Raw genomic sequence first — 22238 nt, forward strand, 5'->3', positions numbered from 1 at the left:
ACAACGAAGCCGAAAAGCTAAATGCGGCATTTTTGGACCACATTACGTTAACGTTTACATAACTTTTAGGTTATCACAATTGCCAAAAACCCCATTAAATAAAAAGCCGAATCAGTTATTAAACTGATTCGGCTTTCTGTTAATGTTTTATAATATTAACTACTCTACCTTAATAGAATTAACAATTTCAAAATCTTGTTCTAGCCTAATATCTTCTGAAGAACCGCCTACCATTACCTTAAATGCTCCTGCTTCTACAACAAAATCCATAGTACTAGTATAAACGGCTAAATCTTCTTGACTCAACCAAAGGGTTAATTGTCTGACCTCTCCCGGTTCTAACGCCACCCTTTTAAACCCTCTTAAATTCAGCATAGGTTGCACGGTACTTGCTTTTAGGTCTTTTACGTAAACTTGCACTACTTCTTCACCAGCTACTTCCCCTGTATTTTGTAGGGTAAGTGTACATTTTATAGCCAACTCCTCTTCCTGTGAAACCGCTATTTCTAAATTGGAATATTTAAACTGTGTGTAACTTAGACCATAACCGAACGGCAATAACGGCTTTGCCGTTTCTTCTACATAATCTCTTCTTGCAGGGTTCCAATTATTATAATAAACTGGAAGTTGCCCTACAGACCTAGGTATAGAAACAGGTAATCTACCAGCAGGATTGTAATCTCCAAACAATACATCTGCAATGGCATTACCACCTTGTTCCCCAGGATACCAAGCATCTAATACGGCTTTGGCGTTCTCCATAGGCCAATTAATCAAAAGCGGCCTACCTTTTATAAAAACCACAACGGTAGGTGTGCCCGTTGCCACTACTGCCTGCAGTAATTCATTTTGTTTACCCATTAAATCTAATGTAGCACGGTCATAACCCTCGCCACTTTCCATATCCCCTATAATTTCCTCTTTTTTAGTTTTGGCCACAGTGGCCGCACCTGTTTCCAAATACTCGGTTTTAAAATCCCTTGCGCTTGAGCCGCCAAGAACTACAACCGCTACTTCTGCATCTTTGGCCGCTGCTACAGCAGCATTAATATCCGTTTGGGTGGTATCCCTTACCGCTGTACCTTTTACGTAATTAACCTTAGCATTGGGTAATTTGTTTTGTATCCCTTCTAATACGGTAATAATATGTTCGGGGTCTTGTGGTGCCGTATAATCTCCCAATTGATTATACGTATTGTGCGCATTAGGACCAATTACGGCGATTGTTTTAAGATTTTTTGATAGCGGCAATAACTGCGCTTCATTCTTAAGCAACACTATTGATTTTTGGGCAACTTTTCTTGCTAAACGCTTATGTTCAGTACTTCTTACTATTTCGTTGGCCTGATTTTCATCCACATATGGAGTATCAAAAAGACCCATTTCAAATTTTAAACGCAATACCCTAGCCACAGCTTCATCTATACGTTTTGTTGAAACATTGCCTTTTTTAACTTCTTCTATCGATAACTGAAAAGCATTACTGCCCAAATCTACATCTACACCAGAGTTAAGGCTTAAAGCTGCCGCTTCTGCATTACTGCTTACAATTTTATGATCACCCAATAACCCCTCTATACTTCCTAAATCTGAAACCACGTAGCCCTTAAACCCCCACTTATCTTTTAAAACATCTTGTAAGAGGTATTTGTGGGATGTACTTGGTATGCCATCTATAGAGCTATAGGCCGTCATAACAGACAGTGCTCCAGTTGCAATAGCTTCTTTAAACGGAAATAAATAGGATTGAAACAATTCCCTTTCTCCCATATGAACAGCAGCACCGTTATGACCACCCTCTGAAACGCCATAGGCCGCAAAGTGTTTTAATGTAGACAAGACCCTATCTGGATTAGAAATTCCTTCTCCCTGAAAACCTTTTATAACCGCCTTACCCATTTTAGAGACTAAATACGGGTCTTCTCCAAAAGTTTCCTCTACTCTAGACCATCTTGGTTCTCTGGCCAAATCTAAAATGGGACCATAACCTATATGCGCGCCTTGAGCCCTTAACTCTTTGGCGGTGGCTTTTGCCATTTCTTCTAATAAATCTACATCCCAAGTACTGGCTTGCCCAATTGCGGTAGGAAAAACAGTAGCACCAATTCCCATATGCCCATGCATGCTTTCTTCTGCTAAAAAAATGGGTATTCCTAAACGCGTTTCTTCTTTGGCATATTTCTGCAGGGCATTGGTTGCCTTTGCGGCCAACGATGGGTTAAGTCCTGTTTTTAATGTTTTCTTTGTCCAAGGGTCTGCCCTTAAAAACCCCCAAAGCATTCCTATATGACGCTTTGCTATGTCTGCTCTAAAATGTTCGCTTACCTGCACCTTATCACCGGTTTTTTCATACATCTTCCAACCTAGAGGAGACAATAATTGACCTACTTTTTCTTCAATGGTCATTCTTGGTAGCAAATCGTTTACCCGCTCGTCTATGGTTAAAGAGGCATTTTTATAGGGTGCCTTTTTACTTGGTTTATTTTGCCCTTGTATTGTTAGCGCACTACAGGTTAACAGCAGTAATACTATATTTTTAATCATAATTATTTTACCAATATTTCATCTACAAATATGAATGTACCACGACCTTTACTGGATTTTTTTATGGGAGAAATTTCAATTTTTATAATCTTGGCCTCATGTGGCTCAAATGCCAGTTTAAAACCTTCTATGGCAGCATCGCCGTTAGCAACCTCTGGTCTTTCCACACTCACCTTTTTGGTAAAATGTACACCATCCATAGAAGTACTTACTTGAATTTTATTGGGGAAATAAATGTCTGCTCCTTGGTTTTCCAAAGCGTTAACCACTACAGAGCTTATGTTTTCCGCAATAGGTAGTTCCATGGTTAACGTAACCTCTTTATTGTACCAACCCAACCATTTACCATCGCCAAAGTTTTTACTACCCTTGCGAATGTCCATCAAAGTACTTGCACCTTCTCCTTGGTAATTTTTATGCGGATTTGGACTCATGGCCAGTTTTGACCCAAAACCTTTGTGAAAATCGATATACGTTTTTAGGGCGACACCTTTTTTCTTACCATCAACAAAAACAACGGCTTTTAAAGAATCTGAAGCCTTAAAGTGTAGCGTACTATCATAAACCTTGGAAGATTCCGTTAATGCCTCATTACCCAAAGCATAATAAATAGTGGCTTCTGGAAAATCCGTTTTTAAATCGATGTTTATAGACTTGGATTCAAAATCTGTTTCTGTTGAGGCGCTTACATTATAAACACTTTCTGCATAGTTAATGCCCATGGCATCCAAACTTTCCAATAGTGGAACCAATCTAGATGTAAATGCTACATAATTTTTTTGCTTCCCTGAACTCCATAATGCCTCAGAAAGGGCAACCAGTCTTGGATATAGCATGTATTCTGATATAGCTTCCGTCTCTATATACTCTGACCATAAATTTCCTTGTGCGCCCAACACATGTTTTTTCTGCTCAACCGACATGGAATCTACCACTGGGTCAAAATCATATACTTTTTCTAAAGGCGTATACCCTCCAAACGCCTGTGGCTCCCTATCTTGGTCTCCTTGATAAAAGTTTAGATAAACGTGAGATTCAGGAGTCATAATTACATCATGCCCTTGCTTTGAGGCTTCCCATCCACCTTGAATACCTCGCCAACTCATAACCGTGGCTTTGGGTGCCAAGCCACCTTCTAAAATCTCGTCCCAACCAATTAAGGTTTTGGCTTTGCTATCTAAGAAAGTCTCTATACGTTTGATGAAATAGCTTTGTAATTCGGCAACATCTTGCAATCCTTCCTCCGCAATTCGTTTTCTACAATGCGGACATTTGGCCCAATTGGTTTTAGTGGCCTCATCGCCACCAATATGTATGTATTTAGACGGGAACACCGTCATAACCTCTGTTAACACATTTTCTAGAAATTCAAAAGTAGATTCCTTGCCTGCGCAATAGATATCTGTAATTGGCCAAACGCCACCAGAAGGCACACCAATCTCTTGATCAAAACAAGCCAATTCTGGATAAGCCGCAATAGCACTCATTACGTGCGCGGGCATTTCTATTTCTGGAATTACCTGTATACCGTATTTAGCAGCATAAGCAACAACCTCTTTTAACTCTTCTTGCGTATAAAAGCCTCCAAATGTTGCTTTATCCGTTGGTGAATTTGGCGTACGGGCATTCCAGTGTTTTTCTTCTTGGTCTACCCTATAACCCCCAACTGCTGTTAGTCTTGGATACTGCTTTATCTCCATTCGCCAACCTTGATCATCTACCAAATGCAAATGAAGGGTATTCATTTTAAGGAAAGCTAAACGGTCAATCGTTTTCAATAAGTAAGATTTATCAAAGAAATGCCTAGATACATCTAACATTACCCCTCTCCATTGATATCTTGGTTTGTCCTCTATCCGTACTAAAGGAATTGTAAATTCCTGACTGGACGAAGTAAAATATTCCTTACCTATTACTTGTTTTAGCGTTTGCTGTGCATGGCTAAAACCTAATTTTGATGCCGCTTCTACAGTAATTTTATCTTCTAACACTTCTAAGACATAGGCTTCTGGATCTAGACTTTTGTTGAGAACAAATACGATATAATTACCTTCTGAAACCTCTTTGACATCTGCTAGAACAGCATTGCTATTTTGAATTTTTTCTTTAATCTCAAGGTAAAGATTTTGCTCCGAAAGATGTTTAGAAACCACCCATTGGGTGTTCTTGTTTAGAACAAAACCACCCTTATTCATTACAACCGAATTGGGTTGCGGTATTAAGGCAATATCTTCTTTTGAAACAGAAGAAGTATTATTTGTATTACAGGAAAACAACGCTATTGACATTGCAATCAATAGCATTATTCCTGCTTTTGGTTGGTTGGTTTTCATTGAAATTCGTTTGGTTCGGGCTTATTATTTCTTACTCTCCCTAATGGCCTTAAAGTGGTCTTCTGTTATTGCAGGGCCGTCAAAAATAGCAACACCTTTGGCACCGTTATCTTTAGCCAATTGTATTGCCTTGGCCACATCTTCACCAGACATTTCTGGCACATATATACCCGTATGTAATTGTGTATTTTTAGCAGCTAAATCTTGCACACCTTGTTTTGTGGCAAAACCCACCCACTCTACAGGTTCATTATAAAAGTTATTGTAAATCATTGGCAATACTACATCGACATTCCATTTATCCCAACGTTGTCTTACCATATGATCGGCCATTTCTGGATAAGGAAAAACAGCTGCGGTCAATATTTTGTTTTTCTTGTGAACGATGTCATAAGCATCATTTACCACTGCTCTAATCTTATTTAACCTAAATTGTTTCCATTCAATATCTATTGCAGGGTTTTCCATTTCTCTTGGATTTCTACCATGCTCTTTCTCAAAGGTTTCTACACATACATCGCAATAGCAAAAATCATAATCTGGTAGCTCTGTCTCCTGCTTTAAATCATACTTTGGCAATAGACCAACCGGCAAATACACGTCTGGATATCTTATATAGTCTAAGTGTACACTGGCAACATCCTCAACATCTGCCAATTCTGAAACCAATTTTAGCACGTGGTTTCTAGATTCTGTTCTAGTAGGACATAAAAATTCATAATAACCAACGTAAGGTCTATTATCATAAGCAGATTTACCACTTCTGCTAACCACGTACCATTCTGGATGTTTGTTTACCTCTTTATCTCCTGGTCTATTCATGGCCATTATCCACGCATGCAACTCTAATCCTTCTTTTTTTGCCAAAGGTGCCAATCTAGCTAAGAGCTTTGCATCTGCATTGGTGTTAATTAAAATAGCATCCAATCCATTTTGCTTATACTTTTTAAACTCTTCTGTATAAGATTCGTCTGTACGTTCTGGATCCGCCGTAATCCAAGTCCAATACTTAAAGGGTTCTTCTATAATGGATAAATCGGTGGCCTTTTTGGTATCCGTTATTGGTTTTGCTCCAATATTATCCAAACAAGCATAGTTGGTGAGTACTAAAACAGCTGCTAGCAGCGATAAACTTATTTTTTTCATGAGTCTGTTTTTTTAAGTTGAAAATCGCCATCTTCTTGCACCGTTAACTGGTTGCCGGTAAATGGACTTACAGCGGTAATAAACCAACCGCCAATAGTATTTGTAAATTTTACGATAATTGTTTTACCCAAAATGGTATGAGGTTCTAAACCTAGAACAGTTAAGGCATTTGCAGGCCTACCATATTTTTCTGTGTACGATTTTTGCGCCCTGTATAAACTATACAAATACCATTTAATTTGTTCGTCTTTAGGGATAATAAAGCTATCCCCTTTTGTTTTTTCTGAAAAATAGGCATAGCCCCAATGTTCTGGTTCGTGCATATTAATGACGCCCTGTGGCGACCAAACCCAATTGTATTCTGGCAAAAAATTACCTTTAGCATCTTTTTTACGATAGTATTTGCCATCGTTCAACTCAAAATCCCAATTAACCCGCGAAAAGTTTATGCGCCAAAAATCTCCAATTGGCAATTTATTACTACCACTAGGTTCTTTTAAAACAGACCATGGCATTGCAATTTCAATACTCCAACTTTTATCCGTGTCAGAGGCATTATTTATACTACCTTCAACAGATACTGCAGATTTTAAGCCATTTATATCCCAATTGTAGATAATTGGACCACCATCACGGTAGGCTTTCACCATTAACAAATCCCACACCGTGTTCAAGGCATTCATTTCAAACTCCATATAATTTTGGGTGTCTCCATCCGGGTCTATAAAAACCTCAAAATCATTATTATAAAAAATAATGGTGTCTCGTTGTTTAAGTGTTGCCCAAACATGTGGCTCTTCTAAATGCGCATAGAAATAGAGGTTTTCTTCATCCCAGAGCATTTTTAGATTGGTCTTGTACTTTGGTGTTTTATTGCCTTCAATATCTATAAAATCTGCAGACCACGGTGCATTGTTCCAAGTTTTCTCGTCTGCCTTCCCATCAATTTTAATAGCACTCTCCGCTTTATGTACCACATAGGTTCTTGGCGTTCTAATATTTTGCGCCAACGTGTTGGCAACGCCACCAATTAGCAGTAAAATTAAAATAGTAGATTTTATAATATTCACTTTCATATGCTTTACCTGTCTCTTTTATAGCTTAATCTAAACCCCACTTATAATTGGGTTCTGGCCCCATTATTAACGTAAGGGTACCACCGGCTAGAATAGTTTTATGTTCTAATGTGGTAGTATTGAATGGCTGCCCATTTAAGGTGGCCGATTGTATGTATTTGTTTTCTTTAGAAACCTGTTCTGCAACAATGGAAAAGGTATTACCACCTGGTAATTTAATTTCTGATTTTGCAAATAAAGGCCTACCTATTTCATAAGTGCCACTAGCCGGATTCATTGGATAAATACCCATAGCACTTAGCACATACCATGCAGACATTTGGCCAGCATCTTCATTACCGCTAAGTCCGTTTGGGGTAGTATTGTATTGGGTTTGCAAAATAGAATCTACCCAAAATTGAGTTTTCCATGGTTTACCTGCTTTGTTGAACAGATAAGCAATATGGTGGCTTGGTTCATTGCCGTGGGCATACTGCCCTATAAGTCCCGTTATATCATTAGAGGCTTCCTCTCCCGTAATTTCTGAAGATTCCGTAAAGAGCTGCTCCAACATTTCTGAAAATGATGTTTTGCCACCATGCAGCTCTATTAAACCATTAACATCATGTGGCACAAACCAACTATGTTGCCATGCATTACCCTCCGTATAATCCGTATTTTCCATATGTTTGGAATATTTAGGGTCAAACGGAGTTCTAAATTGGCCACCATCATAAGACCTACCTCGCATAAAACGGGTCTCTGCATCAAATACCTTTTTGTAGGCATTGGAACGCTCAATAAAATACTGGTAATCCGCTTCCTTTTTTAAGGCCTTTGCCAGTTGCGCAACACACCAATCATTATACGCGTATTCTAGGGTATAGGTAACATTCTCATCTACTTTATCAAAAGGTACGTAACCAACCTCCTTAAAATACTTAAGGCCCCTCTTATCTTGCATCATGGTTTGCTTCATGGCCTCAAATGCCAATTCAGCATCAAAACCTTGAATACCTTTAAAATATGCTTCCACGATTACGGGAATGGAATGGTAACCCGTCATGGTATCCGTTTCATTACCGTATAAAGTCCAAACTGGTAAACTGCCACTTTGCTTATAATAGACCAGCATGGAGTTAATAATATCAGACACTACAGTTGGGTTTACCAGGGTTAGTAGGGGCTGTTCTGCCCTAAAGGTATCCCAAAGGGACAGTGTACTATAAACCTTAAAGTTTTTAGCCGATCCTATGCTATCGTTACTAAATCTAAATTGTCCATTACTATCGCTAAACAATACAGGCGCTACTTGACTATGATATAATGCCGAATAAAAAATAGTTTTTAGACTGTCTACCGCTGTGGTAACCTGTATTTTAGATAATGCCTGTTCCCATTCTTTTTGAGCCGTTTTTTGTGCTTCTTCAAATGTTACGTTTGCTGCGCTTTCTAAATTTAATTTGGCATTTGCGACGCTTACACTAGAAATGGCCGTTTTAACTTCCAGGGTATCCAAGGTAGTATCAAAAAAGAATTGCGCTGCGCTAATACCATCAGCCATAGAATTTTCTACCAATTCCTGTTTAGTATAAAGCTTAGCATCCTTTATAGGTGAGGAAAACTTTGAAACAAAAAACACTTTTTGATTTTTGGCCCAACCTTTACTATGCCTATATCCAGAAATAGTTACACTATCTTCTACCTTTATTGACGTATTAATGGGTGTATCCCAGTTAACGGCAAAAGCTAAATCTAGAACAACACTTTTAACTTTAGCTTGTTTATAATCGTATTTTTGAAACCCTACACGTTCCGTAGCGGTAAGCCCTACCGCAACTTTACTATCCTCTAAATAAACCGAATATAATCCTGGAGTTGCCTTTTCATTCAAATGAGAAAACGAGGAAACGTAAGGCTTAAGTTTATTTTCTTTTGGCATGTTTGCCAAATCCAGTGATTTGGTAGCTGGCGTAAAAAGTATATCAGATAAGTCTCCAATGCCCGTACCACTTAAATGCAAATGGCTAAAACCAGCTATGATAGAGTCAGAAAAATGATAACCAGAGCTCCAATCCCAACCACTGGTACCATTATCTGGACTCAACTGAATCATTCCAAAAGGGACGGTTGCACCAGGATAAGTATGGCCATGACCGCCTGTACCTATAAAAGGGTCAACGTAGGCCAATGGGGTTTTAGATTGTTCTAAATTATGGGAAGTGTCTTTTTCGTGTTGCTTACACGCAAAAAAAACGAATTGTGTAATTATTAAAAGGCAACAATATTTTTTATCTAAAATCATCTTTATGAAATCCTTTTTGGACTTATAGAATTATAAATTTTTCTATTTTACGGCAGAATTTGGTTATTTATTAGACCAACAACAGTTAACACTAGCTTAACGCGATAAAATTAGTTCCTTATAATTTGAATACATTAAATAAGAAAGTAAAAAACCGGTTAGCACTTACCAATGCTACAAATTTTAAAATAAAACCGTTTCATCATGTTGTATTTTGGGCGTTTTATTTTTTATTCAATTTTTTACGTTGGGGCAGTTTTTATAGCGATTATCTGTACTCTTTTAAATCTAACTTATTAGGTTTTCCTATTCATATCATACTCTCCTATTTTACCATTTACTATCTAATACCCAGATATATATTCAGGAAGAAATTTTTAAGTTTTGTTGTCTTACTTATTCTCTCCATATTCATTATGGTATTTTTTAAGTTTGAGCTTACAAAATTTTTGATCAGTAACAACGTATGGCCAGAAGGTCCAGAAACGTACTACCTTACCTTTGATTACACCATTGTAATGATGTTGGGAGAACTTTACGTGATAACCTTTGTAGCCTCTATTAAGCTTACTATAGATTGGCTGCGAGAAAGTGGTAGAATAGCAAAACTGGAAAAGGCCCAGTTAGAAACAGAATTAAAATTTTTGCGAAACCAGATATCTCCCCACTTTTTCTTTAATACCTTAAACAACATTTACGCGCAAAGCCTTGATAATTCTAAAGACACTCCGGACACCATTTTAAAATTATCAGATTTAATGCGGTATTTGATATATGATGCCAACAAAAAAAAATACCAAAGTCTTAAGAAGGAATTAGAGTTTTTGGAAAACTATATAGAGCTAGAACGCATAAGACATACTCAAAATCTAAATTTGGTCTACCATGTAGAAGGCAATCCAAGAGACAAAAAAATAATTCCGTTACTACTGATAAATTTTGTAGAAAATGCATTTAAACACGGTGCTAACAAAAGCATAGAAAAGGTTGATATATTAATTGACCTAATTATTAAAGAAGATTGGTTAACATTTAAAATCAACAACACCAAACCCACTCAAAAATTTATCACCGTATCTAAAAAAGATAAAGGGGGTGTTGGGTTAACCAACGTTAAAAAGAGATTGGAATTGCGGTATGCCGAAAATGAATATGATTTAAATATTACCGAAACCAAAACTAACTTTCAAGTAGAATTAAACTTAAAATTGATGCCAGATGAAGCTTAAATGTGTGATTATTGACGATGAACCCTTGGCCATTAACGTGATTAAAAAACATGTGGATCAAATAGAGGAGCTAGAAACCGTAGCTACATTTACCAATGCCGTAGAAAGTTTAAAATTTTTACATGACAACCAACCAGATTTAATCTTTCTAGACGTAAATATGCCTGTGCTAGACGGTTTTAAATTTCTGGAAAGCCTTAACCAAAAACCTATGGTTATAATTACCTCTGCACATGCGGAACACGCCATCAAAGGTTTTGAATTAGAAGTATTGGACTACTTATTAAAGCCAATATCTTTTCCAAGGTTTCTCAAGTCCGTAAACAAGGCCATTGGCTTACATAGAAAAGAACAAGAAGAAAAAGCAAGTAGTAGCGAACATATATTTGTTAAGGTGGATAAAAAGAAGATGAAAAAAATCTGCTTTGAAGAAATTATCTATGTGGAAAGCCTTAAAGACTACATAAAAATAATTACCAAAAATGGAAACTATGTAGTGCACAGTACGCTTAGCAGCTTTACAGACCAATTACCAGCAGACCAGTTTATACGCATTCACCGATCTATAACGGTTTCTATAGACAAAATAGACACCGTAGAAGGCAACAGTCTAGAAATAGGTGGGCAGCGTTTTACTATTGGTAGAAGCTATATAGACAGTGCTAAAGAAAAGATTTTCAATTCTTAATATTTAAGACGTTAATTGCTAATCCTCTATTTTTAACTTAACATATTTTATCTTTTTTCTATCATAGGTGTATACCAGGTGGATGTATCCATCTTGGTCCTGCACAATTGCCGGATAACTGTATTCGCCCTTTTGGTGATTTTCTAATGATACTATAGATTTCCATTGCATTCCATTTTGGCTATATCCTAGGTTTAGTTTACTTCTACCATCCCACCATTGATCTCCACTTAGGGCAGGATTATAAACAAGCAGATGGTTGCCATTTTTCATGGTAAGCGCATCTATTCCACTATTAGGGTTTTCTAATTCCATGGCCTTTGCCTTGCTCCATGTAATTCCATTGTCCTTGCTTTTAGAATAGACTACTTTATCTTGATTGCTTCTAAACAAAGCTAAAATAGATTTGTCTTTAAGGGTGAGTAACGTTGGCTGAATTAATTTGTGTTTTTTCTTTTGTGGAATTTTTATTTTCTGCCAAGTTTTACCACTATCAATACTGTGCTCCATATGGGCCAACCAAATTTCTCCATTTTCCAGTTCTACACTAGAAGGGCTAAGAATATTTCCATTTTTTAAGAGCAAAGGCTTATTCTTAATTGGGCCCAAAATACCATCAGAAAGTTTTTTTGCCTCACTCCAAGTTTTCCCATTGTCTTTGCTTGTTTTATACATTCCCCACCAAGTAGATGGCGAAGGGCCAACTTTGTAATACAGATACAACAAGCCGTTTGGGTTTTTAAATAAAACTGGATTCCATGTAGGATATTTTTTACCATTTGCAGCAACTCCATTGGCCACTAATTTTGGATAAGACCAAGAACCCCCTTTTTTAATGCTCGTATAAATAGCAACATCCTCATGGCGTTCATGAGTACCTGCAAACCAAGAAGCCATTATGCTGCCATCTTCCAATACAACTAATGTAGGCGCATGACATTCTTTAAAAGGACCTTTCTCAAAAACAAATTCCGATACGTTGATGTTTGCTTCTTGTGCCAACAAAAAAGGCACTGTAAATAGTAAACAAACACACTGCAAACAAGAGCTATAATTCATAACCTAGCTAGATAGCCTTAATTTGGTATTGCACAAAAAATTTTCGCTAAACAACTTATGGCAGGCATTAAGCGTAAAGGCCAAAAAGAATTTCTTTCTTTACCTGTACCAACCGTATTTTTTCATTTAAATTAGAAAACAATTACTTTCTTAACGCGAATGAGATTATTGAGATTCAGCATCGTTTATTTTTGCTTTTGCTTCCTTTTAACCGCACAACAAAAACCAAACGCCCTTTTAGAAGAAACCAGTCCCTACCTACAATCCCACGCATATAATCCTGTAAACTGGTACCCTTGGCGCACTACTTTTTTAGAGAAAGCCAAAGACGAAAACAAACTACTAATCATAAGTATTGGCTATGCTAGTTGCCATTGGTGCCATGTAATGGCTCAAGAGTCTTTTGAAGACGAAACCGTAGCCAAAGTAATGAATTCCAGTTTTATAAATATTAAAGTTGACCGTGAAGAACGCCCAGATATTGACCAAATATATATGCGTGCCCTTCAATTGATAAAGGGAGAAGGGGGCTGGCCTTTGAATGTGGTTGCACTGCCAGATGGTAGACCAATATATGCAGGTACCTACCATAGTAAAACACAATGGATATCTGTTTTAAAACAACTCGAAGAACTTTATAAAAAAGAACCTGAAAAAGCAGTTGCATTTGCGGAAAAAATCACAAAAGGTATAAAAGAACTCAATTTAATAGCTCCTAAAGAAGCTATTGACATTACCAATAAAGATATTGACAAAATTCAACAAAAATTATATCAGACTTGGGATATACGCTATGGTGGTCTAAAGGGCACAGAAAAATTTCTGTTACCCCAGAACCTTCTTTACAATATTAAATATGCAAACCTAAGCAAGGATACCATAACCCTAGCCCACAACAAACGTACCCTAAACAATATACTTTTCAATGGTGTGTTTGATGCTGTAGATGGTGGTTTTTACCGTTACAGTACCGATAGTATGTGGCAGGTGCCGCATTTTGAAAAAATGTTGTATGACAATGCTCAAATGCTAAGTGTATACGCCGAGGCTTATAACCAATACAAGGAATTGGCCTACAAAGAAGCCATAATCCAAACCATTGGTTTTTTAAAGCATACTATGAAAAACCAAAATGGGGGTTACTTTGCTTCTTTACACGCAGATAGTAATGGCATGGAAGGTGGTTATTACGTATACTCCTCCGATGAATTAAAAACAGTTGCGCAAAAAAAGGAAACTTTATTCAAAGTAATTTACAATCCAATACCTTTTGAAGAAACTTTCTACATAATTACCAAGAATAAATTAGTACCAAAAAAACATAAAGCCCAAATTACGGAATGGAACAAAGCACTGGTAAAAATTAGAAAAAACAAGCAAATGCCCTTAAAAGACCGTAAAATTATTACTAGCTGGAATGCCCTTTTGGTAAAAGGCTATGTGGATGCGTACAGGGCGTTGGCAAATGAATCTTATTTAAAAGAAGCCGAAAACCTTTTTGCATACCTTATAAATAATCAATTTTATAACGGAGAATTAGTACATCTAAAAAGCGAAAACGGAAATCATGTAAATGCTTTTGTAGAGGATTATGCCTACTTGGCAGACGCTGCAACCGCATTATACCTTGCCACACAAAATGAAGCTTATCAAGTATATGCACTGCAATTTTTAGAGGCTTCCAAGGAATTGTTTTATGATAAAGAGGAGGGATTATTTAAATATGCCAGTAACAACCAATTGGTGTCTAAAATTTATAAGACCAATGATGATGTTTTACCTAGTCCTACTTTGGTTTTAGCCGACAACTATTTTAAATGGGGGCATATTTTATACCAGAAAGCCTATTTACAAATGGCAGAACAGATTTTGAAAAATACCTATAACCTTTATCAAGACCAACCGGAACACTACCCTAGCATTGGTGCTTTGGCCCTTAATTACACGTATCCCTTTTATGAGATAGCCATAGTAGGCCCCAAAGCCGAATCACTGGCAGCAGAATTTAACCGCGCAAAGCCTATAAATGGTATAATTGTTTACAGTACTATTGCAAATGACCAACCGCTTTTTAAAGGCCGGTATGAACCTAACCAAACTTACATATACGTTTGCCAAAATAATAGCTGCAAACTACCAGTAGAGACGGTAGAAGAGGCCTTATTTCAAATGGATTTTAATTAAAAGAAAAGCTATTGCACATTGGTCTGCACAATAGCTCTCTCAATAGTCAACTAAAAGGTTGGTTGTTGGTTAAGTAGTTGTCTGTTTTGTTGACTATGTTAACAAGTTGCCTTCGTCGTCCCATTGGGCGATGTCGTTTCGTTTACTCTGATCCACACATTTAGCAAGCCATTCTTCATCATAAGCTACGCCATGCTGGTCCAAAACATCTTGTGGAACACCATCCCAAACATTTGGCGAATTGCCTTTATAACCCAATTCTTCTATTCCTAATTTAGAGGTGTAAAATCCGGTCATGGTTAAATTACGGACCAGACTAAAAAAGTTTACGGCAAAGGGTCTTTCCATTTGGGGTGTTTCTGGATCGTAATACGCTATTTCGTCTAAAATTTCTTTTTGTTGGTTTTCTTGTAAACTATCAAAGTTGGTATTAAACTGTGTATTGGCTTCGTGATCTAACCACATTAAACCACCCCTAAGGTCTAATTGCAAATCTGGAATATCTTTAGCCATAAATTCTATAAAGTCTACCACATTTGCATCCGAGGCACCTTTATAGGTTTCGCTAGAAGGTAAAATTAAATCGCAAAGCACCGTTAAGGTTTCTATTTCGTGCTTATTAAAGAATTGATCATCATGTAATTCTTGTACAAGTTCATTTTCGCTAGCGGTTCGCCATTTAACCATAGAACTCTCTACAACCTCTGGGGCAATTTCCGTATCCGTACCTGGTTTGCAACCATGCAAGGCCAATCCGCCGGCTACACCTCCAAAAACTATAGATTTTAAACTTTTTCTCCTATCCATAACTTAGAAGTTTTGCTTTTTAAATTGTTCTACAATATAATCCGAAGCCCTCCAGGAGAGCGCCAGAATTGTCCATGTACAATTCTTGTCTGCTTGAGACACAAAAGGCCCTGCATCTACAATAAAAACATTGTCCACATCATGCAACTGTTGGTATTTGTTGGTTACAGAAGTTTTGGGGTCATCTCCCATACGGGTGGTTCCAACCTCGTGTATAATACGTCCGGGAGCATGCAACCCATAATCTACATCCTTACCGGGTTTTTCTCCCAGTAATTCCCCACCCATATTGGTCAAGATTTCTTCAAAAGTATCTTGCATGTGTTTGGCTTGGTTACGTTCCAGATCAGACCATTTGTAATTGAATTTTAAAACAGGAATACCCCATTCGTCCACTACGGTATCATCTATCTCGCAGTAGTTGTCCTTACGCGCAATAGATTCGCCCCGGCCTGCCATACCTACTACGGCTCCATAATATTTTTTTACATCGCTTCTAAGTACATCGCCATAGCCCCCAACCTTAGTTCCAAAAAATTTGTTGAATTCGTTGGCGTTAAACCCAAATCCATAACTAGGCATACCCATACCACCCCAAACCTCTATGTGGTAACCTCTTGGAAAATCTAATTTAGAATTATCTCCCCACCATGGAGAATAGACATGCATACCGCCAACCCCATCTTCATTGTAGGAAACCTTACGGTTCATCAAATCCGGGATAAAAGCAGCACGATCGGCACCAGTAGAATCATGTAAATATTTGCCAACGTGATCACTGCTGTTACCTAAACCATTAGGATGTTGTTTGCTTTTAGAATTTAACAGAATTCGTGCAGAGCTACAGGCAGAAGCGCCCAATACCACTACTTTACCTTTTAGTTTATATTCTGTTCTGTCTTCTTTGTTAATGTAAGAAACTCCAGTAGCCTTACCTTCTTCATCTGTGGTAACGGTACGCACCACACAATTAACAAAAAGGTCTACCTGACCCCCATTTTTTTGAGCTGGAAATATTAAACAGGTACCGGCAGAAAAATCTGCATAAACTTGGCATGCCCTAGAACACTGCCCGCAGTAAAAGCAAACACCGCGCTCATTATTGATACGCTTGGTTAGCATGGACATTCTAGAAGGGTAAACCGGTATATTGGTTTTACGGGCTCCTTTTATATAAAAAAGCTCATGTAATCTTGGTTTGGGCGGAGGTAAGAAAAAGCCATCTGGATCATTCCTAAGCCCTTCATTGGTACCAAATACACCAATTAATTTATCTACTTTATCATAGTACGGTTTTACATCTTCATAACCAATTGGCCAATCGTCCCCGTAACCATCTATACTTTTATGTTTAAAATCGTCTGGACCAAAGCGCAAAGAAATTCTACCCCAGTGATTGGTTCTACCTCCAAGCATATGAGATCTAAACCAATCAAATTTGGTGCCTTCTGCTCGCGTGTACGGTTCCCCTTCTATTTCCCATCCTCCATAAGCCGCATCAAAATCACCAAAGGGCCTTACGGTAGACGCCCCTCTTCTTGGGGACTCATAAGGCCATCTTAATTGGGTACGTTGTTCTGGGTCTGCAGGGTCAAAAAAGGGACCGGCTTCTACTACTGCTACTTTTAATCCAGCCTCGGAAAGCACTTTAGTGGCCATACCACCACCTGCTCCCGATCCTACTATGATTACATCATAGATAGTAGCATTCTCTTTTATTTGCATGCAATGTGCGTTAGTTTGTTAGTCTTATCGGTTGAATATCAAATGGATAAAAATTACGATATTATAATTAAAAATAACTTTACACTTCAACTATTCAACAACATTACCTTAATTATCTACATTCTTACTGAATTTTGTTTAAATTTTTAGATAAACAACAATTTTAAAAAGCTTAACAACCGCATATAAACCATTAACTACAAAACTTTTAACCTCATCTCTACTTTTTTGTTTAGGTCTTCTTTACACGCTGTTTAGCCAGCGCAGCGGAACGCATTTCATCACTATCCCAAAGTTTATCATGAGATAAGATACCGCGGGTAAAATCTTCTTCTAATAGTTTTTCTTGTTGTTCTAACTCTCTTCTGGCTTTAGAAATATAAGCGTCTCTATCTTTTGGCCTTTCTGCCATATTCTTAAGACCCTGCTCATCATACCTAATAAAATTTTGTGCCTGTCTGTAAACAGAATATCTTCTAAAACCTAGATGGGTTAATGCATCGCTAGCTAATTTTACAGAAGTATCTAACGATTCACGATAAATATCCTTTACTCCAGCATCCATTAATTCATAAGCATCATACCGGTTTCTTGCCCTAACCAGTAATTTTAATTTTGGATATTTTTCTTTAACGATTTTTACCAAATGGTTGGTGGTTTCTGTACTGCCAATGGCACAAATTAGCAGCTTAGCATCCGCAATACCCGCAGCTTCTAAAAGTTCCATACGAGTGGCATCTCCATAGTATACTTGAAAACCCATTTTTCTCAAAAAATCAACTCGAGTTGAATCATGGTCCAAGATAGTAGCTTCAATACCATGGGCGCGTAAAAAGCGACCAACAGTACTACCAAAATGTCCAAACCCAACTAAAATTACTTTATGCGTTTTGGCAATATGGTCCATGGGCCTATTTTCTTGTCTTTTGGTACCTATTTTAGGCAATAAAAACCGCTCATTTAGCAAACTTAAAATGGGTGTTAGCGCCATACTTAGCGCCGTGATCACCAACATCATATCTAAATTAAACTGATCTATGATATTCAGTTGAAAGGCAAAAGAAAATAACACAAACGCAAATTCACCAATTTGCGCCAAACCAATCATAAGCAATAGACGTTGGTCTGTCTTAATTTTAAATACCTTGGCTACACCGTAAATCACCAACGCTTTTAAGGCTATAACGGCAATGACCAATCCAATAATCATAATAGGATTTTCTGCTATGACCTGAAAGTTGATAGAGGCACCAACAGTAATAAAAAACAGCCCCAGTAATAGCCCTTTAAATGGTTCTAGATTACTTTCTAACTCATGTTTAAATTCGCTAGTAGCCAAAACTACCCCACCCAAAAAAGCACCTAGCGCTGGGCTAAGGCCAACCATTTCCATTAAAAAAGAGATACCTAGAACAATAAAAAGTGCGGATGCCGTAAGTAGCTCCCTAATTCTTGCCTGTGCCACCAATCGTAGGAGCGGTACGATCAAATACCTACCCGCCAGTACAATTGCTACAATGGATAGTAGAATAGCAGCTGCTTGCCAGCCTAGAGATAGACCATCTAAAAAATGAAAATTATCTGTAGTATGAGATGTGGTGTTGTTTTCCCCTCCTGAAGACAATAATGGTAAAACCGCCAACATGGGAATAACAATTATATCTTGAAATAACAAAATGGAAAAGGAGGAAGTACCGTAGGTACTATCCATTAAATTTTTCTCTTTTAGGGTTTGTAAGGTAATTGCGGTGGAAGATAAGGCTACTGCCATGGCTATGGTAATAGCTACATTTGTTTCAAAACCTATGTAATAAAATAGCAAGTAGCCTAATATCAAGGTTACCCCAACTTGAAGCCCCCCTAAACCTACTATACGCTTTCGCATCTGCCAAAAGGTCTTGGGTTCTATTTCCAACCCAATTAGAAATAACATCATTACGACACCAAATTCTGCAAAATGCAATATATCTTCCCCTTCTTCACCTACGAAACCCAATAAAAATGGACCTATTAGTACACCTGCTAATAAGTAGCCTATTACAGAACTTAGACCAAACCGCTTGGCCAACGGAACACAAATTAATGCCCCAAGTAAAAAAACTATGGCTTGAAATAAAATGCTAGTAGTCATGGGCTATTGATTTGGTAGTGTAATCTCGCTAAGAAAATTAGTGGTTTTAAAATACGCTAGATCTGGTACGCGCATCATTTCTTCTAACAAGGCCCTATATTTTTCCGCATAAGCATTAAGGTCTATTGCTTCTACCCTATGTGTGCCCATTACTGTAAATGGCGATAGGTAATCCATACCACATAAAATTGCAGTTTGTTCAAAAGGCCTTAGAAACTCTGCCACCGAATAATGGTTAGACCCAGAAGAACAATAAAGTTCTTTAGAGCCTCCTGTAGTTATGACATTGAAACAAGTCTTATCCCATAATGCCCGTCCGTTAGGGCCATATGCCCAGTTATATTCTAATACCAAATCTATCCATTGTTTTAACAGTGGCGGGCAGCTATACCAATAAAATGGATGATGCCAAACAATGATGTCATGCAAGGCAAGTATCTTTTTTTCTTCATTTACGTGAATATTAAAATCTGGGTAGAGCTCATACAAATCTCTAAAAGTTACCCCTTCCAAGTCTTTTATTGCATTGATTAATGCTAGGTTGGCTTTTGATTGTTCCAATTTAGGATGCGCAAAAAGCACAAGTATTTTTCTCATACTACCAGTTTGGCACCTAAATTAAGAAAAGCGACTAAGAAACCCTTAGGTTGTCCTTATCCCCTTTTTTAGGATTGTACATAATAATTACCTGAATAATTACTGCTAGGATAATTAATAAATAGATTTCTATTTTGGTAAATAGATCTACTGTATTCAAGGCTTTTCTACTAATAGACACTTGCCTATTCCCTTCTTCTAATTGAATATTGGCCAATTGATTAAGGCTTCGTTCCAATACCGAAAGTTGTTTTAAATAAGCTGCGTTATCTACCTCCATAATTTTCTCATTCTTTTCTAAGGCAAAAAGATTTTCTAACTCAGTTTTAAAATCGGAATAAATTACACCCTCCTCTCTGGTAAGCTTGGTATTGTCAAAACGGTCTAACAATAAATTAAGTTCTTTTTGTTGGCCGGCCAATTCTGTTGTGGCAAAAGGTTTAGCCGTTACAGCATCTAGCTTTTTCTCTTGCAGAATCTTATACATATTAAAAATAAGATTTTTTGCTACTAGCCGGTCTTCATAAATGGTGGCAACAGACTCTTTTACCAAAGAAAAACTATTACGGTCTACTAAATTGGTGGCAACAATTACGAAGAAAATCAGTAGGATACCCAGTATCCACTTTAGTTTGGTCAAAAAATTCATCTTAGGTCTAATTAATTTAAGTCTGTAATTAAATATACCAATTAAAAATTAGTCCTTAAAAAAGAAAAACCCCGTTGCTGACACAACGGGGTTTAACAAATTAAAAATGATTAAACTAAACTAACTCTAACTGTACCAACTTTTATTCGTATCCTGGATTTTGGCTAATACTACCACCAGAATTATCTATTTCTGCCTGTGGAATAGGTCTTAGTAAGTGCTTTTGTTCCAGAGCACCATTTAATGCCGCATGCGGATTGTTCGCTAAGGTTCTCTCTATTAACTTACCCGTACGTTTTAAATCCATCCACCTATTTGCTTCTCCAGCAAGTTCTCTTGCTCTTTCGTCCAAAATAAAGTCAAGGTCTACCTCCGCAGCAGTTACCGCTGTTGTTAATCCTGCTCTAGAACGCAATGTGGTTAATAAGGTTGCTGCGCTCGCAGCATCATTTAACTGTAAGTATGCTTCTGCCGCAATTAAGTATGCCTCACCAGAACGCATTACCACCATATCCCTTTCTCCTTGAGAAGACTGATCTGGTTGTGTAAAAGGAACGCCTGGATCATCAAACTTTTTAAACATTGGGTAATGTACTACGGTAACACCATTGTTCTCAAAATAAGTTCCTGGGTTAATTACTTTATAGGGTACCGCATCCATTTCGGCCTGCGTCCATGCAACCTTAGGAAAATAAATTGCCGTATCGCCAGCCATTACATTAACGGTAATACCATTAGCGGTAGACTCAAAATCCTCATCTGCAAAGAGTACCCTGCGGAACGTAGCATCTGCACGTTCGTCATCATCTTCAAACAAAGAGTAGAAAAATTCTGTTGGCGCCGCACCTAGCCCTTTTTGATATTTATCGCCACGAATAAGACCCGGATAATCAAAATAACGGAATTTATACAGCATGTGCCTAGAATTACCCCAACCTCTACTTACAGAGTTAGTACCAAATAAATAGGAAAAAACAACTTCTGAGTTACGTTGATTTTCTTCGCTTACCAAAGATTCAAAAGAAGCTACCAATGGGTGATTGGCAATAACCGTTTCTGAAAGACTTACAGCAGTCTGAAAATCAGAGGATGATCCAAATGATTTATATCCTCTTGTCAATAAAACCCTGGCCATAAACTGCCTTACAGCATCTTTGGTTAACCTACCATACGTATCCGTAGTTTCTGGAAGATCTGCTAAAGCATCGTTCAAATCTAGAACAATTTGTGCATACACTTCTTCCTCTGAAGCTCTAGGATAATTAATCTCTGCGGTTGTTACCTGACTGGTAATTAGTGGAACACCACCGAAGTTTTCTACCAGTTTAAAGTAGGCCAAAGCTCTAAAAAATTTAGACTCTGCAACCCCGCTAGACAATTCTGTTTGTGGCACATCTTCTGCAATTGCCGCGGCCTCAATGGCCACATTAGCCGCTGCAATTACCCTATATTGATTACCCCAATATACATCTACGGGCCAATTTCTACCAGTTAGATTAACATAATCGTTAATCTCATCTGTACCCGTTAAAGCCGTACCCCTTGTGACGATATCCGTACCTAGATCTTCCAAAACATAATACATATCTCCAGTATATCTGGTAGTAGTTTCTCTAGCCCTTTCGTAAACAGAAGCTACCAATTGGCCAAATATTGCTGGGTCTGTTGCTACGTTATCCAAACCTAGGGCCTCATTATTCTCTTCTTCCAAGTAATCTTCACAGCCAGTCATAAATAGTCCTAAGACCAATGAGGCAGCTACAATTTTATATCGATTTAATTTCAT

Annotated in this window: 15 protein-coding genes; 3 read left to right on the top strand and 12 right to left on the bottom strand. The window is 37.7% G+C overall.

From position 1 onward, the window contains the following. Positions 1–159: 159 nt before the first annotated feature. The 5 genes from BUL40_RS08525 to BUL40_RS08545 are packed head-to-tail and all read right to left on the bottom strand — an operon-like array spanning position 160 to position 9383. Complete coding sequence (locus tag BUL40_RS08525; protein ID WP_080318898.1) at positions 160–2544, bottom strand: glycoside hydrolase family 3 N-terminal domain-containing protein; 2385 nt, start codon at positions 2542–2544, stop codon at positions 160–162. A gap of 2 nt (positions 2545–2546) precedes the next feature. Next, the gene (locus BUL40_RS08530) at positions 2547–4877 is read right to left on the bottom strand and encodes a beta-N-acetylhexosaminidase (protein ID WP_080318899.1); all 2331 of its coding nucleotides are present in this window, start codon (positions 4875–4877) and stop codon (positions 2547–2549) included. A 24-nt stretch (positions 4878–4901) separates the two neighbouring features. Next, the gene (locus BUL40_RS08535) at positions 4902–6023 is read right to left on the bottom strand and encodes a family 10 glycosylhydrolase (RefSeq protein ID WP_080318900.1); all 1122 of its coding nucleotides are present in this window, start codon (positions 6021–6023) and stop codon (positions 4902–4904) included. Then, entirely contained in the window at positions 6020–7099 is a 1080-nt protein-coding gene (locus BUL40_RS08540) for a carbohydrate-binding family 9-like protein (RefSeq protein WP_080318901.1), read from the bottom strand. The genes BUL40_RS08535 and BUL40_RS08540 overlap by 4 nt, the downstream gene beginning before the upstream one ends. Positions 7100–7124: 25 nt before the next feature. Further along, positions 7125–9383 (bottom strand): GH92 family glycosyl hydrolase, encoded by a 2259-nt coding sequence (locus BUL40_RS08545; protein WP_080318902.1) that lies wholly within the window; start codon positions 9381–9383, stop codon positions 7125–7127. A gap of 449 nt (positions 9384–9832) precedes the next feature. Here BUL40_RS08545 and BUL40_RS08550 point away from each other — a divergent pair, with 449 nt between their 5' ends. Together BUL40_RS08550 and BUL40_RS08555 are read left to right on the top strand one after the other, a co-directional pair. Beyond that, positions 9833–10612 (top strand): sensor histidine kinase, encoded by a 780-nt coding sequence (locus tag BUL40_RS08550; protein WP_317044013.1) that lies wholly within the window; start codon positions 9833–9835, stop codon positions 10610–10612. After that, complete coding sequence (locus BUL40_RS08555; RefSeq protein WP_010517425.1) at positions 10602–11300, top strand: LytR/AlgR family response regulator transcription factor; 699 nt, start codon at positions 10602–10604, stop codon at positions 11298–11300. Before BUL40_RS08550 ends, BUL40_RS08555 begins: the two co-directional genes overlap by 11 nt. Before the next feature lie 18 nt (positions 11301–11318). On the opposite strand, the gene BUL40_RS08560 is transcribed toward BUL40_RS08555, so the two are convergent. Beyond that, entirely contained in the window at positions 11319–12302 is a 984-nt protein-coding gene (locus tag BUL40_RS08560) for a sialidase family protein (RefSeq protein ID WP_244901844.1), read from the bottom strand. Positions 12303–12518: 216 nt separating this feature from the next. Here BUL40_RS08560 and BUL40_RS08565 point away from each other — a divergent pair, with 216 nt between their 5' ends. After that, positions 12519–14543: a thioredoxin domain-containing protein gene (locus tag BUL40_RS08565; protein WP_080318905.1), complete on the top strand. Its 2025-nt coding sequence runs from the start codon at positions 12519–12521 to the stop codon at positions 14541–14543. A 93-nt stretch (positions 14544–14636) separates the two neighbouring features. Here the strand turns inward: BUL40_RS08565 and BUL40_RS08570 are convergent, their stop codons facing one another. The 6 genes from BUL40_RS08570 to BUL40_RS08595 all read right to left on the bottom strand — a co-directional run bounded on the left by BUL40_RS08570 (position 14637) and on the right by BUL40_RS08595 (position 22238). Further along, complete coding sequence (locus BUL40_RS08570) at positions 14637–15350, bottom strand: gluconate 2-dehydrogenase subunit 3 family protein (protein ID WP_080318906.1); 714 nt, start codon at positions 15348–15350, stop codon at positions 14637–14639. Between the two features lie 3 nt (positions 15351–15353). Then, complete coding sequence (locus BUL40_RS08575; protein ID WP_080318907.1) at positions 15354–17075, bottom strand: GMC family oxidoreductase; 1722 nt, start codon at positions 17073–17075, stop codon at positions 15354–15356. A gap of 232 nt (positions 17076–17307) precedes the next feature. Beyond that, positions 17308–19206 carry a monovalent cation:proton antiporter-2 (CPA2) family protein gene (locus tag BUL40_RS08580; protein WP_080318908.1) on the bottom strand — a complete coding sequence of 633 codons (1899 nt, stop codon included), beginning with the start codon at positions 19204–19206 and terminating at the stop codon, positions 17308–17310. Between the two features lie 3 nt (positions 19207–19209). Beyond that, a complete protein-coding gene (locus BUL40_RS08585) occupies positions 19210–19803 on the bottom strand; it encodes an NAD(P)H-dependent oxidoreductase (protein ID WP_080318909.1) in 594 nt (197 codons plus the stop codon). Positions 19804–19837: 34 nt separating this feature from the next. Continuing rightward, the gene (locus tag BUL40_RS08590; RefSeq protein WP_080318910.1) at positions 19838–20452 is read right to left on the bottom strand and encodes an MCP four helix bundle domain-containing protein; all 615 of its coding nucleotides are present in this window, start codon (positions 20450–20452) and stop codon (positions 19838–19840) included. A 142-nt stretch (positions 20453–20594) separates the two neighbouring features. Next, complete coding sequence (locus BUL40_RS08595) at positions 20595–22238, bottom strand: RagB/SusD family nutrient uptake outer membrane protein (protein ID WP_080318911.1); 1644 nt, start codon at positions 22236–22238, stop codon at positions 20595–20597.

Source organism: Croceivirga radicis (assembly GCF_002072105.2).
Classification (GTDB): domain Bacteria; phylum Bacteroidota; class Bacteroidia; order Flavobacteriales; family Flavobacteriaceae; genus Croceivirga; species Croceivirga radicis.

Excerpts from the sequence above, each read along its gene's own strand:
- BUL40_RS08525 (WP_080318898.1), bottom strand. The coding sequence starts at position 2,544 with ATGATTAAAAATATAGTATTACTGCTGTTAACCTGTAGTGCGCTAACA.
- BUL40_RS08530 (WP_080318899.1), bottom strand. The coding sequence starts at position 4,877 with ATGAAAACCAACCAACCAAAAGCAGGAATAATGCTATTGATTGCAATG.
- BUL40_RS08535 (WP_080318900.1), bottom strand. The coding sequence starts at position 6,023 with ATGAAAAAAATAAGTTTATCGCTGCTAGCAGCTGTTTTAGTACTCACC.
- BUL40_RS08540 (WP_080318901.1), bottom strand. The coding sequence starts at position 7,099 with ATGAAAGTGAATATTATAAAATCTACTATTTTAATTTTACTGCTAATT.
- BUL40_RS08545 (WP_080318902.1), bottom strand. The coding sequence starts at position 9,383 with ATGATTTTAGATAAAAAATATTGTTGCCTTTTAATAATTACACAATTC.
- BUL40_RS08555 (WP_010517425.1), top strand. The coding sequence starts at position 10,602 with ATGAAGCTTAAATGTGTGATTATTGACGATGAACCCTTGGCCATTAAC.
- BUL40_RS08565 (WP_080318905.1), top strand. The coding sequence starts at position 12,519 with ATGAGATTATTGAGATTCAGCATCGTTTATTTTTGCTTTTGCTTCCTT.
- BUL40_RS08570 (WP_080318906.1), bottom strand. The coding sequence starts at position 15,350 with ATGGATAGGAGAAAAAGTTTAAAATCTATAGTTTTTGGAGGTGTAGCC.
- BUL40_RS08575 (WP_080318907.1), bottom strand. The coding sequence starts at position 17,075 with ATGCAAATAAAAGAGAATGCTACTATCTATGATGTAATCATAGTAGGA.
- BUL40_RS08580 (WP_080318908.1), bottom strand. The coding sequence starts at position 19,206 with ATGACTACTAGCATTTTATTTCAAGCCATAGTTTTTTTACTTGGGGCA.
- BUL40_RS08585 (WP_080318909.1), bottom strand. The coding sequence starts at position 19,803 with ATGAGAAAAATACTTGTGCTTTTTGCGCATCCTAAATTGGAACAATCA.
- BUL40_RS08590 (WP_080318910.1), bottom strand. The coding sequence starts at position 20,452 with ATGAATTTTTTGACCAAACTAAAGTGGATACTGGGTATCCTACTGATT.
- BUL40_RS08595 (WP_080318911.1), bottom strand. The coding sequence starts at position 22,238 with ATGAAATTAAATCGATATAAAATTGTAGCTGCCTCATTGGTCTTAGGA.